The sequence below is a fragment of the [Pantoea] beijingensis genome (assembly GCF_022647505.1).
GTDB lineage: Bacteria > Pseudomonadota > Gammaproteobacteria > Enterobacterales > Enterobacteriaceae > Erwinia > Erwinia beijingensis.
The window spans coordinates 341,928-355,453 of the sequence record NZ_CP071409.1 but is presented as its reverse complement, the minus strand read 5'-3'; the positions used below and the strand labels follow the sequence as shown (position 1 = coordinate 355,453).

13 protein-coding genes are annotated in these 13,526 nt (G+C 51.7%); 1 reads left to right on the top strand and 12 read right to left on the bottom strand.

The window, feature by feature from the left end:
• Window positions 1-30: 30 nt before the first annotated feature.
• From trpS to pilM, 12 genes are all read right to left on the bottom strand, one after another.
• Window positions 31-1,035 carry a tryptophan--tRNA ligase gene (gene trpS, locus J1C60_RS01505; RefSeq protein ID WP_128177115.1) on the bottom strand — a complete coding sequence of 335 codons (1,005 nt, stop codon included), beginning with the start codon at window positions 1,033-1,035 and terminating at the stop codon, window positions 31-33.
• An 18-nt stretch (window positions 1,036-1,053) separates the two neighbouring features.
• A complete protein-coding gene (locus J1C60_RS01500) occupies window positions 1,054-1,734 on the bottom strand; it encodes a phosphoglycolate phosphatase (RefSeq protein ID WP_128177113.1) in 681 nt (226 codons plus the stop codon).
• Window positions 1,718-2,404, bottom strand: coding sequence for a ribulose-phosphate 3-epimerase (rpe, locus tag J1C60_RS01495; protein WP_128177111.1), 687 nt, complete (start codon window positions 2,402-2,404; stop codon window positions 1,718-1,720). Before rpe ends, J1C60_RS01500 begins: the two co-directional genes overlap by 17 nt.
• 66 nt (window positions 2,405-2,470) lie before the next feature.
• Window positions 2,471-3,283: an adenine-specific DNA-methyltransferase gene (dam, locus tag J1C60_RS01490; protein WP_128177109.1), complete on the bottom strand. Its 813-nt coding sequence runs from the start codon at window positions 3,281-3,283 to the stop codon at window positions 2,471-2,473.
• A gap of 103 nt (window positions 3,284-3,386) precedes the next feature.
• Entirely contained in the window at window positions 3,387-4,421 is a 1,035-nt protein-coding gene (locus tag J1C60_RS01485) for an SPOR domain-containing protein (protein WP_128177108.1), read from the bottom strand.
• A 160-nt stretch (window positions 4,422-4,581) separates the two neighbouring features.
• On the bottom strand, window positions 4,582-5,670 hold the full coding sequence (gene aroB / locus J1C60_RS01480) for a 3-dehydroquinate synthase (protein WP_128177106.1): 1,089 nt from the start codon (window positions 5,668-5,670) through the stop codon (window positions 4,582-4,584).
• A 176-nt stretch (window positions 5,671-5,846) separates the two neighbouring features.
• Window positions 5,847-6,368, bottom strand: coding sequence for a shikimate kinase AroK (gene aroK / locus J1C60_RS01475; RefSeq protein WP_024966530.1), 522 nt, complete (start codon window positions 6,366-6,368; stop codon window positions 5,847-5,849).
• A gap of 934 nt (window positions 6,369-7,302) precedes the next feature.
• Complete coding sequence (hofQ, locus tag J1C60_RS01470) at window positions 7,303-8,550, bottom strand: DNA uptake porin HofQ (protein WP_164877283.1); 1,248 nt, start codon at window positions 8,548-8,550, stop codon at window positions 7,303-7,305.
• Window positions 8,492-8,878 carry a HofP DNA utilization family protein gene (locus J1C60_RS01465; RefSeq protein WP_128177102.1) on the bottom strand — a complete coding sequence of 129 codons (387 nt, stop codon included), beginning with the start codon at window positions 8,876-8,878 and terminating at the stop codon, window positions 8,492-8,494. The genes hofQ and J1C60_RS01465 overlap by 59 nt, the downstream gene beginning before the upstream one ends.
• The gene (locus J1C60_RS01460; protein WP_128177100.1) at window positions 8,859-9,362 is read right to left on the bottom strand and encodes a HofO family protein; all 504 of its coding nucleotides are present in this window, start codon (window positions 9,360-9,362) and stop codon (window positions 8,859-8,861) included. The genes J1C60_RS01465 and J1C60_RS01460 overlap by 20 nt, the downstream gene beginning before the upstream one ends.
• Window positions 9,355-9,891 carry a PilN domain-containing protein gene (locus J1C60_RS01455; RefSeq protein WP_128177098.1) on the bottom strand — a complete coding sequence of 179 codons (537 nt, stop codon included), beginning with the start codon at window positions 9,889-9,891 and terminating at the stop codon, window positions 9,355-9,357. Before J1C60_RS01455 ends, J1C60_RS01460 begins: the two co-directional genes overlap by 8 nt.
• Window positions 9,891-10,718, bottom strand: coding sequence for a type IV pilus biogenesis protein PilM (pilM, locus tag J1C60_RS01450; protein WP_128177096.1), 828 nt, complete (start codon window positions 10,716-10,718; stop codon window positions 9,891-9,893). Before pilM ends, J1C60_RS01455 begins: the two co-directional genes overlap by 1 nt.
• Window positions 10,719-10,840: 122 nt before the next feature.
• On the opposite strand from pilM, the gene mrcA reads away from it, so the two are divergent.
• Window positions 10,841-13,396 (top strand): peptidoglycan glycosyltransferase/peptidoglycan DD-transpeptidase MrcA, encoded by a 2,556-nt coding sequence (mrcA, locus tag J1C60_RS01445; protein ID WP_128177094.1) that lies wholly within the window; start codon window positions 10,841-10,843, stop codon window positions 13,394-13,396.
• Window positions 13,397-13,526 lie beyond the last annotated feature (130 nt).

The window sequence follows — 13,526 nt, the reverse complement described above, 5'->3', positions numbered from 1 at the left end:
GGCTCCCCTTTGAATAGCTCAGTGGCATAGCTACGGCTGAGCGACAAACCCGACTGCCTCATACACTTTCTTCAACGTTTCCTGCGCATGCGCACGTGCTTTCTGCGCGCCGTCACGCATCACCTGCTCCAGATATGCTTCATCGTTACGGTAACGATGGTAACGCTCCTGCAGCTCGCTGAGCATGCCGGAAACTGCATCGGCCACTGCGCCTTTCAGGTGGCCATACATTTTACCTTCGAATTCTTGCTCCAGCTCGGTAATGGTTTTACCGCTCACACCGGACAGAATATCCAGCAGGTTGGAAACGCCCGCTTTCTGCTTAACATCGTAGCGAATCACCGGTGGCTCATCGGAATCGGTTACCGCACGTTTAATCTTCTTCACTACAGACTTCGGATCTTCCAGCAGGCCAATAACGTTATTGCGGTTATCGTCAGACTTGGACATCTTTTTCGTCGGCTCCAGCAGCGACATCACGCGTGCACCTGATTTCGGAATGAAGGGTTCAGGCACCTTGAAAATATCGCCGTACAACGCATTAAATCGCTGCGCGATATCGCGGCTTAGCTCCAGATGTTGTTTCTGGTCTTCTCCGACTGGCACCTGGTTAGTCTGATACAGCAGGATATCTGCCGCCATTAATACCGGATAAGAAAACAGTCCGCTGTTGATATTCTCTTCGTAACGAGCCGATTTATCCTTGAACTGCGTCATGCGATTCAGCTCACCAAAATAGGTGTAGCAGTTCAGAATCCAGCCTAACTGCGTATGTTCCGGCACATGCGATTGCACGAAGATAATGCTTTTCGCAGGATCGATCCCGCAGGCCAGATAAAGCGCCAATGTATCCAGCGTGGCCTTGCGCAATGCAGCCGGGTCCTGACGGACGGTAATGGCATGTAAGTCAACAATGCAATAAATACAGTTAAAATCATCCTGCATCTGGACCCACTGACGCAGCGCACCCATGTAGTTACCAATGCTCAATTCACCTGAAGGCTGTGCGCCACTGAATACGATGGGTTTGCTCATACTTTTCTATCCTGATAATTACAGCCCTAACGCGGGCAAAAGATCGTTAAAATGGTCCAGAGCGAGGTCCGGATGGCTGGTCGTGATAGATTCGCCGTAGTTATAACCGAAGGTCATGCCAACGCAGGGGCAACCAGCCGCCTGAGCAGCAAGAATATCATTGCGGGAGTCGCCAACAAACAGCAACTCCCGAGGAAACAGGCCAAATTTACCTAAAACCATAAACAAGGGTGCCGGATGGGGTTTTTTCTCCGCCACATCATCTCCGCCGATAATCAGGGAGAAAACATCCGCAATCCCGAGCGAAGCAAGCAAAGGTGCAACAAACGGGGTCGGCTTATTGGTTACGATGGCCATTGGAATACGCTGCTGTGCCAGGGCTTTTAGCGTTTCGGCGACGCCCGGAAAGAGTGTGCTGCCGCTCTCTACCGTTTCAGCGTAATATTTGTCGTATAGCACACGCGTATCGCGAATCTGATGCATTTCAGGCGCGTTACCGTTTAACGCCCAGGTCAATGCTCGCTCCACCAGAATATCTGCCCCGTTACCGATCCATGTCGACATCAGTTCAAGGCCCGGTGGTGGTAGCTGCATCGCCACGAAGACCTGGTCCAGCGCGTTGGAAAGCCCCGGCGCGCTATCGACTAAAGTGCCATCCAGATCGAAGGCGACGGCACGAATATCAGTGAAATGAGCCATGGCGCGCTTTCTCCAGTTCATTACGCATATCGTCGATCACCTTTTTGTAATCCGGATGACCAAAAATTGCCGAACCCGCCACAAACATATCAGCACCAGCCGCAGCAATTTCTGCGATATTATCGATTTTCACTCCGCCATCGACCTCAAGGCGAATGTCATAGCCACTTTCATCAATGCGTTTACGTGCTTCACGCAACTTATCTAACGTGCCGGGAATGAACGATTGGCCGCCAAAACCAGGATTGACGGACATCAGTAGGATCACGTCCAACTTATCCATCACATAATCCAGATAGCTCAGCGGCGTTGCCGGGTTAAACACCAGTCCGGCTTTACAGCCCTGCTCTTTAATCAGTTGCAGAGTACGATCAACGTGCTGTGTCGCTTCAGGATGGAAAGTAATATACGTCGCCCCCGCTTTAGCAAAGGCAGGGATAAGACTATCCACCGGCTGCACCATAAGATGAACGTCGATAGGCGCAGTAATACCGTAATCTCGCAGTGCTTTCAGTACCATCGGCCCCATGGTCAGATTGGGAACATAGTGATTATCCATAACGTCAAAATGCACAACGTCGCCGCCTGCGGCCAACGCTTTAGCGGTATCTTCACCAAGACGGGCAAAGTCTGCGGACAGAATTGATGGAGCCAGCAAAAAATGTTTCATCCGTTTCTCCCAATTAGTGTGCCTGTTACGGCACAACATTCTTCGAAGGTCGGCGGACGAAACCCACTAGCGATAGAGCGCCAGTAGCTCGTCCACTTTATTCCGACCATTAATGCTTCTACTGATCGACCGCCGGGCACTGACCACATGCATTTCGGCATTCTGATACCAAAGTCGTGTCAGTTCAGTATCGTGGTTGGAGATCAGCACCGGAATTTGGCTTTCCCGCGATAGCCTCGTTGCCAGTTCCGCCAGATGTTGCTGCTCACGCAGGCTGAAACTGTTGGTATGGTAAGCAGTAAAATTCGCAGTAGCCGACAGTGGCGCGTAAGGTGGATCGCAGTAAACAACCGAGCCTTTACGCGCGTTTTTCAGAGTAACATCGTAAGATTCACAGACAAAGGTGGCTTTTTGCGCGCGTTCTGCAAACCAGTAAAGCTCATCTTCCGGAAAGTACGGTTTACGATAGCGACCAAAAGGCACATTGAACTCACCGCTGAGGTTATAGCGGCACAAGCCGTTATAGCAATGGCGATTAAGGTAAATAAACAGTGTTGCACGACGATACGCGTCCCGGCATTGATTAAACTCCAGACGGCGTGCGTAATAGTAATCAGCATCGTTAGTTTGAGGAGTAAACAGTTCACGCACATCCTTCACAAACTCCAGAGTGCGCGTTTTAACGATGTTATAGAGATTGATAAGATCGCTGTTGATATCTGCCAGAATGTAGTTGTCATAGTCAGTGTTCAAAAACACCGATCCCGCACCCACAAAAGGCTCAACCAAACACTCCCCTTGGGGAAGATGACGTCGAATATCGTCCAGCAGCGGGTATTTCCCCCCCGCCCATTTCAAAAAAGCGCGATTTTTTTTCATGCCGTCGTTTTAATGCTTCTACTCTTCTGGCTGTGGATTGACCGACAGCATATCTGCGCTTGAGGTTTATCACAGGGCCGCATTAACATGCGGCCCTAATGAATCAGTTGACTGATTCTTTCTTCACCTGACTGACAGGTTTTACCCAAGGGCTTTGAGCTCTCACCTCAGCAGGAAGCGCCCCTACGGCACGTTTGGCTTCCGCAGGCGTCCCATAGGAGCCCGTCACAAGCACATACCAGGGCTGACCATTACGCGTCGTTTTATAAACGTGATAGCCACTCAGATTCTGCTTTTTCGCCCACGCATTAAGCGTGTCAGAGCGGGAAGCACTACTAAGCTGTAGCGTATAATTTCCACCCGGGGTAGATTTCGCACTGCTCTGGCTGGTCGTTGCCGTCGGCTTATTCCGCTCATTAGCCGTTGGCTTTGATGCCGCGGCCGGTTTGCTCGCCGCAGGATGATGTGCCGTGGTTTTAGCTGGCCGTGAAGCACTGTTTGATGCCTGATGCTGTACCGGTTTGCTTACTGGACGCGTATTTTCTACGCCACCTGCCACGGTAGCCGGTGCGGTAGGCAACGAACCGGCATTGTTATTTGCCCCTTGTGCTGCAGCATCAACCTGTCCTTGCTCAGAAGAGAGCGCATTATTCAGATCGCCAGGCAGTTCGACACGCTGCTGATTGGCTGGTGCCTCAATCGCAGGAGCCTGAGTGGGCGTTGAAGAGATCGGTGGAGCACTAAGCTCTTGCTGTCCGGCAGGCGTGGAAGCCGCGTCAGAGGTTGGCACATTGGCTGCTGTTTCCTGACCTGGTTGCACACCCGTAGGCTGACCACTCATGGACGGCGAGCCCGAAAGATCGATACTTTTCTCGCTGCCAGCATTACCCGTGGTATTACCGGTATTGCCCGTATTGTTTGCCACCGGCGGCTGTGTTTTTTGCTCACTATCACTCGGCGCTTTCAGCGCGGAGCCGATACCAATCACTAACAGCAGCAGAACAAGAATGCCAATCCCCATCATCATATGTTGACGAGAAATCGGTACTTTCGGTGCAGAAGACGCTTTACGTGACCGCGTCGGGCGACGATCGCTGGTGTCAGGTTTTAACTCGTCTTCAGGTTTTAACTCGTCCATTTAACCTCCTCCCGTTTAGCGGCATACGCCGGCACTATCCTGTGTCCGGCGTTTATACCCATCCTGTTTCAAACTGCAACTTGCTGGCAATACGCAGCTGCTGCGCAACTCAAATTATTAGGGTATTTATCTGTTTCATACCGGCAATACCGGCTTGTTCTTACGCTATCTGGCAATCTTCAATCGCAGCCAGAACAATATCATGTGCCACGCCACCACGCACTTCAGCTTTACCGATTGCGAGAGGTAACACCAACCGCAATTCACCCGCTAACACTTTTTTGTCACGCATCATATGTGGCAAATAGTCACTGGACAGCATCGCTTTCGGGCCATTCACGGGTAAGCCAGCACGCTCAAGCAGCACGATGATACGAGCGGTATCTGCTGCATCAAATTGGCCTAACCGTTCAGCAGTACGTGCAGCCATAACCATGCCAGCTGCAACGGCTTCACCGTGTAGCCAGTTGCCGTACCCCATATGCGCTTCGATAGCATGACCGTAAGTGTGACCCAGGTTAAGCAGGGCGCGCTGACCCGTTTCACGCTCGTCAGCGGCAACAACATCCGCTTTCAACTCGCAGCAGCGGCGAATGCAATACGCCATAGCTTCGCCATCAAGCGCCATGACCGCATCCAGATTTTGCTCTAACCAGTCAAAAAAGTCGGCGTCTAAAATAATGCCATATTTGATCACTTCCGCCAGGCCCGAAGCGAGCTCACGCGGCGGTAAACTTTTGAGGCAGTCGAGATCGATGACTACCGAAGCTGGCTGGTAAAAAGCACCGATCATATTCTTGCCCAGAGGATGGTTAACGGCCGTCTTGCCGCCGACCGAGGAGTCGACCTGAGATAACAAGGTAGTCGGCACCTGGATAAATCGCACACCACGCTGATAGCTGGCGGCAGCAAAACCGGTCAAATCGCCCACCACTCCACCGCCTAAGGCGATCAAGGTCGTGTCACGACCGTGCGGTTTTTCAAGTAATGCAGTGAAAACCTGCTCCATTACGGCCAGGGTTTTGTACTGCTCGCCGTCGGGCAGGATAACCTCATCGACTTTTATCCCGGAGTTTTCAAGCAGGGTACGTAACTTATTGAGATAAAGAGGTGCCAACGTCTGGTTCGTCACCAGCATAGCCTGATCGCCCGCTTTTAGCGGCCAAAAAGAAGCCGGATCGTTGAACAGTCCGGCAGCGATGATGATAGGGTAGCTTCGCTCCCCCAGAGTGACGCTTATCCTCTCCATAATGCGATATGACCTTATTTTTATGTCTGGTTTCCAGACAAGTTACGCTATGAATAAAATCATTCAAGTGGCATCAAGGGCGGCAAACCAGTAAGCCCCCGGAGGCATAGATAAACTATGTAACCGGGCGCGCAAGGGCAGCTCACACAGATGCCGTTTGAAGATGAAGTGGATTATCAGCTCTTTTCCAACATATTGATGATCTGATTAGCCACCACTTTGGCGCTTTGATCGTCCGTGCGAATAGTCACGTCCGCAATCTCTTCGTAAAGAGGATTACGTTCGTCGGCTAAAGCCTCCAGCACCTCGCGTGGCGGTGAGTCCACCTGAAGCAATGGGCGCTTTTTATCGCGTTGCGTGCGCGCCAGCTGTTTCTCAATGGTGGTTTCAAGATAAACCACGACGCCGCGGGCGGAGAGTCGATTACGGGTTTCACGCGATTTTACCGAGCCGCCGCCTGTTGCCAGCACAATGCCCTGTTTTTCGGTGAGTTCGTTGATGATTTTCTCTTCGCGATCGCGAAAACCTTCTTCGCCTTCAACGTCGAACACCCAGCCCACATCCGCTCCGGTACGTCGCTCAATTTCTTGATCAGAATCGTAAAATTCCATATTGAGTTGCTGAGCTAACTGACGACCAATAGTGCTTTTGCCGGCACCCATAGGCCCAACCAGAAAGATATTGCGTTTCTCTGCCATTTTTTCGGTATTACTAAGACAATTCGTTGATGATACCCCGCGTTCAACGATTAAGCCGCTGGCGGGACATGAACTGAAACCTCATGAGCGATAGTGCGAGAGTCAGACTGAAAATTATCTCAACACTATAGGTAGTTTGGCAACCGAATAAATTGCCGGTTCATGGCGCGCTTGTATGGGCGCGTTTCAGTCCGCTTTATTTATCTGACCGACTTTACCAGCATCGGAACGCTGTATATACCCATCAGACTTCAAGCAGCATCGTTGTTGGCTTTACTCGGCGCCCCCCTGTCACTGAGCTATTCAGGAGCCGGGGTTTGCGACATTGCCACCTCAATACGACTTGAAGCTACTTGGGGATAGCGCGATATAAAACGGTAAAAATGCTCTATCCTTCGTATCTGAAGCTGCCTCTGTGTTGGCTGCGTTATCGGCTCGTCCTTGGCCTCACCCTTCAGGGCCGCTGCGAAACAGCATTCAAACCTGTTCCTGACCGATTTATCACTCACCGGAATATTGAACGTGAGTAAACTCATCGGGATGATGAACCTGCGGCTCACCCTTCAGGCCAGCGCAATCGCGATTCAAACGGGTAAACCAATTTGTCACGCTCTTGCCGCCTTGATGCAACTTCAATCACTTAGGCTATTATGCACACGGGCACGATGACCCAATATTCAAAATCGCTAAACCTTGTAAGCTAATTCCGCCCTTGCGTCAAACGCATATGTTAGCAATCCATGAAAAAACGTCCAGGTGATACCTGGAAGATTCGGGGTTGAATGGCCGCTCACACCGTGAGTTATCCGCCCTTTCCTCTTTTCAGAACCGCTGGAAGCGGCCGTTCAAAGCATTTATGCAAATGTTGTCATTTGCCGGCCCCGTTGCGGCAAAACTAACCATTCAGGTGCAAATACTTTTTGGATAAAAAGCATCATTCGTCATGAATTAAGCGTGGCGTAATAAAAATAACCAGCTCACGCCGCTTATTTTCCTGAACATCATGTCGAAACAGGGCACCAATCCAGGGAATATCCCCTAACACGGGCACTTTATCGCGCCCTCTGGCATGTTGCTGCTGGAAAATCCCCCCAAGCGCCAGCGTCTGGCCATTTTTTAGCGTCACCTGCGTTTCAATTTCTTGTTTATCAATAGTCAGTACTTCCGTGTCACCGCCGTGGATATTGCGCCCAGGCATATTCTGGCTGATGCGCAATTTCAGCATTATTCGCCCATTTGGCTGCACCGCCGGCGTAACCTCCATGCCCAACACCGCTTCCTTAAACTCGATACGCGTGGCACCACTGGTTCCATTCGCAACCTCATAAGGGATTTCCGTTCCCTGTTTAATACTGGCTGGCTGCTGGTGCGAGGTGAACAATCTTGGGCTGGCGATAATTTCGATCTGGTTTTCACGCTCCAGAGCACTCAGCTCCAGATTAAGTAATTGTCCATCGAGTCGCGCCAAATTAAATCCAGCGCTGATTGTCGGCTTTGCCATGCCCAGATCCACGCTTAACTGCGTGGTACGCAACGCGCGCGTAAGATTCTCTTCATTACTGAATCCCCAGTTTACGCCCAGCTCATGCAGGACATCTTTACTGATAGTCACGATATGCGCTTCCAGTTCAATTTGCTCCAATGGCACGTCAAGCGCCCGCACCCATCGCACAACCTGTTTTAGCGCTGACGGTGTATCACGCACCAATAAAGCATTAGTCCGGGTATCAACAGTAACGCTACCGCGAACCGTCATGAGCTTCGTTTGCTCCGCCAACAAACTGGCATTAATGGCCGTCGCGTCGGCATAATTCAGGGCAATCATTTGTGTTTCGAGCGGCAATTTTTGCCGTGCGTCATCCTGACGTTCACTCTCGCGTTGCCGCTTCTCCTGCTGCCAGCTTTCCGGATACACCAGCATTACATTGCCATCAGTTTCAATACTCAGCTTTGCCATGCGAACAATTAAATCAAGCGCTTGTTGCCAGGGCACCATTTTCAAACGTAGTGAAACATTACCCGTTACACCGGGTGCAACCATCAGGTTAAGCTGTTGATAATCGGCAAGTGCCTGCAAAACACGTTCAACAGGCGCATCATCAAACGCCAGTGAAATAGGCTCCTCATTGGCGTGGCTGCGGATAGCGAGCAGTCCTATTAACATGATGAATATCCTTATCATCGAAAGGTCCTTTTACGGTTAACTGATACTGACCGGGGCGGCAGCTCTTCTCTTCGCTGAGCATGACGCTCATCGGGCCAATTTCATCAATGAACCAGGGGGCGAGGGGGAAAACGTCTCCGGTTGACATCGTCAGGGATTGTCCCTGAGGCGAGAGTAGCCAACCACGATAGTCATTCTTACGGCCAATAATCCCTTGCAAACGCCATTGTACGGGCCGGGGAATCTCACTCAGGCAAGTCATGGCGTCAGGTGGGGAAAAAGGATCCCGGGCATGAGCAAAATACGCGATTACCACGATACTCCAGCTAATCCAGCGACATTTCATATTCCCACCCTAATAACAACGTTAGCCGCAACCGCTCACCGCTGCGTTGAAGGGTAAAATCTTTCAGCGTTAAAGGCCGTGTAACCAAATAATCAAACACTCGCTGTAGTTGTACCCAACTCAGTAACAGAGTGATTTCGCCGCCGTGAAGCTGCGGCTGCCACTGTTCGACGACGCCACCGGCATAACGCATCAGAGCGACCAGTGAGAAACGCTGCTCCTGATGTAGCGTTAACGCAGCACGGAGTCGCTGATTCTTCACCTGTTGTTCTGCCAGACGTGGCTTCGCCAATAGCTGCACGAGCGTTGTTTGCCACCGCATCATCAACTGCTGGTGTTCATTCACTAACCTTTGCTGGCTCATCCACAGGGGCTGAAGCCACATCCATCCAATGAGTAGAAGGAATCCAGGCGGCAAAACCATCACCGTAACCCATTGCCAAAGTGGCCGTATTTGCAACCAGCGTGATAGCCACTCATCCATCCAGCACCTCCTTTGCCAGGAGAATAAACTGCAATTGCCCTGGTGCCTGGCGAATAACCCCCTGGTTTTCGACCTGCTGAAATAGCGATAACGTACCTAACTGCTGACGAAACTCACGCACATCCGCCAGTTGCTGGCAAAACCCAACAATGCGCACGCCCTCCTCACGTTTTTTAATCGTGGTCAGCCAGAGCGTCTCCGGCATCAACTGTGCCAACTGCTGCGAGAATTGATGCCAACCGCGATTGCGCTGGCGTTGTTGCAGGCGCTTCTGTTGTACCACCTGCAATTGCCTCTGCTCTTGCAGTGATTGTGCAAGGTATGCTGATAGCACCCCGGCCTGTGTAATCGCCTCCTCCTGGCGTGCAATACGCTCACGCCAGCGGTAGTTTTCTTCGCTCAGTTGCCAACCGATAGCGATCGACAAACTTATCCCGAACAGTAATGGAGTCAGTGCTCGCATCAGCCATTGATATAACGCTCGCTGACGCCGTCGCTGCCGCCACGGTAGAAAATTAACCCAGATCATCAAACATCCTCTGGTCTTAACGCCAGGCCAGCAGCCAGCGCAAATGCGCCAGTACAATGCGGTAAGGGAGGCTGCATAAGCTGTAAAGCATCCAGTGGGAGCAAATGACGGGTATTATCTGGTAAGGGATCAGGCTCAGTAGAGCTGTAATAAGCTGGCGAAGGCGTGCCGAGATAACGCTGGCATAGCATGCCGTAACTTTCAGCCTCATCAAAATTACACCAGCCCCAGGGTTGCTGTTTATTTTCCGGGGCGAACCACAACCAGTGATCGGCAAGACGATGCACCAGTGTCGCCATCGGATCCAGTGCCAAGGCCTGTGAAAGCGAGTATAACGCTGCCGGCGTCAGTTCCAGTATTTGCGGTAACAAACCTGCTTGCCCCAGACTATCGAGCCAGAAATCCAGCGCCTCTCTCCGGGCAGCCGTTACGCAGATTTGCCCCACGGGTTGCACGGCTTCACGGTAATCCAACGCCAGAGCTTCCAGCTCAATTGGGAAAAATCGCCGCGCCGCTGCAGCCACATAACTGTTACGCTCCGGTTCGCGTAAAGGTTGGCGGGGTAACTCGATAAAACGCTGGAGTACTAACTGAGGGGGGAACCCAACGCGCAGCGAAATATGACGCGGCAGCTGCTTACGCCATTGCTGCAGAACGGAGATGAGTTCTGCCGGACGTTGCAGCATGCCGTTCCTTAACGTATCTTGCGGCAACGCATGTTGCCACCAGTGGCGTAACTGCCAGCCGTTACGACGGCGCTGAATACCCAGAGCACAAAGCTTGCCGTTCTGTATATCCAGCCCTATTTGCCATGTCTGAAAAGCCATTTTCGCGCGATCTCCATATCGTCAGTTGGTGAAAAAGGACGTATCAAAGCGTCATGCTTGCCTTTATACTACCGCGCGATTGTTTATAAACTGCCCAAACGACATTAAATGGGAAATCTCAGGTGAAGTTCGTAAAGTATTTTTTGATCCTTGCAGTGTGTTGCATTTTGCTGGGAGCCGGTTCGGTATATGGCTTGTACAAGTACATTGAGCCCCAGCTACCCGATGTGAATACGCTGAAAGACATTCGGCTACAAACGCCGATGCAGGTTTACAGCGCGGATAATGAGCTGATCGCCCAATATGGTGAAAAACGCCGTATTCCGTTGAAGCTACAACAAATTCCGCCAGAAATGGTGAAAGCGTTTATTGCTACAGAAGATAGTCGCTTCTATGAGCATCATGGCGTCGACCCTATTGGTATTTTCCGTGCGGCGAGTATTGCGCTGGTTTCAGGGCGGGCCTCACAAGGGGCAAGTACTATTACACAGCAGCTGGCGAGAAATTTTTTCCTCAGTCCTGAGCGCACGCTAATGCGTAAAATTAAGGAAGCGTTTCTGGCGGTGCGCATCGAGCAATTGCTGACCAAAGATGAGATCCTTGAGCTCTATCTGAATAAAATCTATCTCGGTTATCGCGCGTACGGCGTTGGCGCGGCCGCACAGGTTTATTTTGGTAAGAACGTCGATCAACTCACGCTCAGCGAAATGGCGGTGATTGCCGGTTTGCCTAAAGCGCCCTCGACCTTCAACCCAATATACTCACATGACCGTGCGCAATCGCGACGGAATGTGGTGCTGGCACGCCTGTTGGATCAGCGTTACATCACTCAGGCGCAGTATAATGAAGCGCGTAATGAACCACTGGTTGCGACCTACCATGGTCCCAAAATTACCTTCTCCGCCCCCTATCTGACAGAAATGGTACGGCAGGAGATGATTAAGCGTTACGGCGAAAATGCCTACACTGACGGTTTTAAAGTCTATACAACCGTAACGCAAAAGCTGCAAACCGCCGCACAAAGCTCGGTGCGCGATAATGTTCTGGCCTACGATATGCGCCATGGCTATCGCGGACCTGCCAATGTTTTGTGGAAAGCGGGTGAAGCTGCGTGGGATAAAACGGCAATCCTCAAGGCACTGAATGCTCTCCCGGTATATGGCCCGCTGATTCCAGCGGTAATTACCTCCACCAATAGTGATGAAGCTACCGCGCTGTTGCGTGATGGCAGTACGGTTTCACTAGGCATGGGCGGGATGCGGTGGGCACGTCCGTATAAATCCGACACTTTACAAGGTGCCACGCCACGCAGCATCACGCAGGTAGTACAAACCGGGCAGCAAGTTTGGGTGCGCAGTGTTGATAATGACTGGTGGCTGGCACAGGTTCCGGATGTTAACTCCGCGCTGATCTCACTGGACCCTAAAGATGGGGCGGTGCGTGCACTGGTTGGCGGCTTTGACTTTAACCAAAGCAAGTTTAACCGCGTAACTCAGGCGTTACGTCAGGTTGGGTCTAATATCAAACCGTTCCTGTATACCGCCGCAATGGATCGTGGCTTAACCCTCGCGTCCATCCTGAATGACGTACCGATTTCACGCTGGGACGCAGGCGCAGGCTCTGACTGGCGTCCAAAAAACTCGCCGGCACGCTATGATGGTCCTATTCGTCTGCGCCAGGGTTTGGGCGAGTCGAAGAACGTTGTCATGGTGCGCGCAATGCGTGCGATGGGTGTCGATTACGCCGCAGAATATTTACAGCGTTTTGGCTTTCCTGCACAAAACATCGTGCATACCGAATCATTAGCGCTCGGCTCAGCCTCTTTTACCCCGATGCAGTTGGTGCGCGGTTATGCCGTGATGGCGAATGGCGGCTTCCTTGTCGATCCTTACTTTATTAGTAAGATCGAAAACGAGCAGGGCGAGACGGTATTTGAAGAAAAACCGAAAATTGCCTGCACGGAATGCCATTTGCCGGTCATTTATGGCGATACGCAAAAAGCGGTCGCACTCAGCGAAGACAGTATTGAAAATGTTGCAGTCTCGCAAGACGGGCGTAACGTTGCAGTACCGCAACCGCAGCTGGAACAGGTTCCGCAGGGAGACACTCAGCAGAAGGGTGAACAACAGTATGCGCCTCATGTGATTAACACGCCGCTCTCATTCCTGATTAAAAGCGCGCTGAACTCAAACATTTTCGGCGAACCGGGCTGGATGGGGACTGGCTGGCGTGCAGGACGCGATCTGAAGCGCAACGACATTGGCGGTAAAACCGGTACGACGAATAGCTCGAAAGATGCATGGTTCTCCGGCTACGGGCCCGGCGTTGTTACCTCAGTCTGGATCGGTTTCGACGATCACCGCCGTGATCTGGGACGCACAACAGCCTCTGGCGCGATTAAAGATCAGATCTCCGGCTACGAAGGGGGAGCGAAGAGCGCTCAGCCAGCGTGGGATGAGTTTATGCAGGCCGCTCTTGATGGTGTGCCGATACAACCATTGACCCCACCAGAGGGCGTCGTCTCGATAAATATCGACCGCGCGACAGGCAAACTGGCTAATGGTGGTGGTAATACTCGGCAGGAGTACTTTATCGATGGCACTCAGCCAACGGAGTATTCGGTGCATGATGTGGGAACCACATTGATGGACAACGGCGAAAGCCACGAGTTGTTCTAAACCCACGCCTCCGATATCAGATTTTACCCTATATCGGAGGCGGTTTTCAGGTTTGATCCCTTACACTCTCTGCCACACCGAGATATCGCCATCAGCCCGGTGCCATCATCCATCATTCAGTGCGGGGGAT